Origin of the sequence: Streptomyces atriruber (genome assembly GCF_001418325.1) — a bacterium.
Lineage (GTDB): Bacteria > Actinomycetota > Actinomycetes > Streptomycetales > Streptomycetaceae > Streptomyces > Streptomyces atriruber.
Map to the genome: position 1 here is coordinate 1 of NZ_LIPN01000233.1, position 3,172 is coordinate 3,172.

Sequence of the window (3,172 nt, forward strand, 5' to 3'; positions counted from 1 at the left end):
GCGCGGCGATCTCCTCGGCGAGCTCCGCCATCCGCCACTGCTCGGGGCTGCGTTCCCACTCTCCGTCGAACCACAGCAGGTCGGGCTCGAACCGTTCGAGCAACTCCCTGACCTGTGTGCGGTGAAAGGCGAGGAACTCCGCCCACCGTTCCGGCGATTCGTCGCCGACGGCGGGCATGGAGAAGGGGTTGCCGCGCTCGGCCGGGTCCTGCCCCTCGGGGCGCACGGTGGCGTAGTCGGCGTGGGACCAGTCCAAGTGCGAGTAGTACAGGCCGACTTTGATGCCGCGGGCACGCAGGGCGGCGACGTAGGGGGCGATGAGATCCCGGCCCGCGGGGGTGCGCTTGACCACGGACAGGTCGTTCGCGGCGGTGTCCCAGAGGGCGACGCCGTCGTGGTGCTTGGCGGTCAGCACGGCATAACGCGCCCCCGCCCGCACGAACAGGTCCGCCCAGCCCTCGGGGTCGTACGCCGACGCGGTGAATCCGTCGAGCTGCGCCATGTACCGCTCGTAGGGCACCCGCCCGTCGAAGAACGACCAGGACTCGGCCACTCCGTCGACGCTGTAGATCCCCCAGTGCAGGAAGATGCCGAGCTTGGCCTCGCCGAACCAGGGCTGGATCACGGGCGGTTCTCCCAGCAGGGTGAAGGAGGAGGGGTGATCGAAAGGGGTGGCGCGAGGGGAGATCGAGGCAACCGGAACGCATGTGCGGGCGCGCGAGCAGGCTAAATCTCCGAGCGATCCCGGGACAAGAGGTCGGAGGTTTCCAATCGGCCCCTCCAAGGTGGGAGCGTGTCCCGCCGCGGGAGCGGGAACCAGTCCGCCCCATGAGGCACTCTTCCTTGTGTGTCGCACGCATCTTCGCTCCCCCCACAGCGCCCGCCGATCCCGTCGCCCGGCCACATGGTCGTGTGCGGCGGCGACAACGTACTGGCGCACCGCCTCACCGCCGAACTCCGCGGCGTCTACGGCGAACAGGTCGTCCTCGTCGTGCCGCCCGCGGGCCGCGGCGAGCCGAACCGGCCGACGGGACGGGCCCTGACCACGGCACTGATCGGACGTATCACCGCCGCAGTTTCGCGCACCACCGGCAATGTGAACGGCTCCGCGAACGGGAACGGCGGCGGAAACGGGCCGGGCAACGGTGACGGCGGCGCGGCGGACCTGCCGCGGACCCTGGAGGCACCCGAGCTCACCGACGACGTCCTCGTCGACGCGGGCGTCCCGCAGGCCGCCGCGCTCGCGCTCATGCATGACGACGACGAGACCAACATCCGCACGGCACTGGCGGCGCGACGGCTCAACCCCCGCCTGCGCCTGGTGATCCGGCTCTACAACCGCAAGCTCGGCCAGCACGTGGAGGAGCTGCTCGACCAGGCCGCCGCCGTGGCGGGCCTGGCCACCAACGATGCCAGCGTCACCGTCCTTTCGGACGCCGACACCGCGGCACCCGCCCTCGCGGCCACCGCGGTCGCCGGGACCAGCAAGGTCGTGCACGCCGACGGGCTGCTGCTGCGCGCCGTGGAGCGCACTCCCCCGGCGCCGGGCCAGGTGGCGCCGCGCGGCCTCGCCACCCTCGCGCTGCTCTCGTCCACCGCCAACGACCCCGCGGGAGCGGAGGGTTCCGACGACGCGGGGGCCGGCGCGGGGCCCCTGCTGCTGCCCGACGACGACGCCGTCGCGGCCGCCCCCGGGCGGGGCGCGCTGGTCCTGGAGACCGTCTCGTACTCGGGGTCCGCGCTGCCGCCCGGGTTCCTCGCGGGGCGCGGGGTGCCGCTGCGCGAGCTGTTCTCGCGGCGGCTGCGCTGGTCGGTGGCCGGGTTCGCGGCGGCCGTCGTCGGCATGGCCATCGCGTCGATCGTCACCACCGAGGACACCACCCCGCTGCACGCGACGTACCTGACGCTCCTCGACCTCTTCTCGATCAACGACCCGGCGACCGACGGCCCGATGAGCCGTCAGATCCTCCAGCTCCTCGCCGGACTGGTCGGCCTGCTGCTCCTGCCGATCCTGTTCGCCGCCGTCCTGGAGGCCCTCGGCACCTTCCGCACCGCGTCCTCGCTGCGCCGCCCGCCGCGCGGCCTCTCGGGCCATGTCGTCCTGCTCGGCCTCGGCAAGATCGGCACCCGGGTCCTAGCCCGGCTGCGCGAGCTGGACATCCCGGTGGTGTGCGTGGAGGCCGACCCGGAGGCCCGCGGCATCTCCCTGGCGCGGCGCCTGCGCGTGCCCACCGTGATCGGCGACGTGACGGAGGAAGGGGTCCTGGAGGCGGCCAAGGTGCACCGGGCCCACGCGCTGCTCGCCCTGACCAGCGCGGACACGATCAACCTCGAAGCGGCGCTGTACGCACGGTCGGTGAAGCCCGATCTGCGGGTGGCGCTGCGGCTGTACGACGACGAGTTCGCGACCGCCGTCTACCGCACCCTGCGCGCCGCGCACCCCGGCGCCCTCACCCGCAGCCGCAGTGTGTCCGCACTGGCCGCACCCGCCTTCGCCGGGGCGATGATGGGCCGGCAGATCCTGGGCGCCCTGCCCGTCGAGCGCTCGGTGCTGCTCTTCGCGGCGCTCGACGTCTCGCTCCAGCCGCAGCTCACGGGCCGCAAAGTGGCCGAGGTGTTCCGGCCGGGGGCGTGGCGCGTCGTCGCGCTCGAACGCTCGTCGGACCAGGAGCCCGGCCTCTCCTCCGGCCTGGAGTGGGAGCTCGACCCGGACTACGAACTGCGCCCCGAGGACCGCGTCGTCCTGGCGGCCACCCGTCAGGGCCTCGCGGAACTCCTCGCGCGCAGGCCACTTCCCGCACAGCCCTGACGGGCGGCCGTGGAGCGGCTCGCCTGGTACGACAACCCGCGCGAACCGGGCAGGGGTTGCGCGGCCCTGCCTGACCAGCGCCCCCGCGCCACGCGGCGGCGCGCACGGCCGACGGGGCGCGGAGGACGGGCCAGATTGGTCTAGTCCTTGTTTGGTTCAGACCATTGACATGCATATGACCGCAGGACTACTCCAAGGAGCAACGACAGTGCGCCAGCACCCAGTTGACGCCTCCTCCCCTCTTGGATGGCCATGAGACGTATGCGTTCCCTCCGTGCCGCCCTCACCGCGGCGGCCACCGCACTGGCCGCTCTGGGCCTGACCGCGGTCTCGGGTGCCCCCGCCCAGGCCGCGACCCCGCTC

General features: G+C 72.9%; 2 protein-coding genes. One reads left to right on the plus strand and one right to left on the minus strand.

All coding sequences use genetic code 11. The features are described from left to right. The coding region (locus tag AOK03_RS23745; RefSeq protein WP_208609584.1) for an alpha-L-fucosidase at positions 1-622 on the minus strand (622 nt) is incomplete at its 3' end. 282 nt (positions 623-904) lie between these two features. Here AOK03_RS23745 and AOK03_RS23750 point away from each other — a divergent pair. After that, on the plus strand, positions 905-2,809 hold the full coding sequence (locus AOK03_RS23750) for a potassium channel family protein (RefSeq protein WP_055567364.1): 1,905 nt from the start codon (positions 905-907) through the stop codon (positions 2,807-2,809). Positions 2,810-3,172 lie beyond the last annotated feature (363 nt).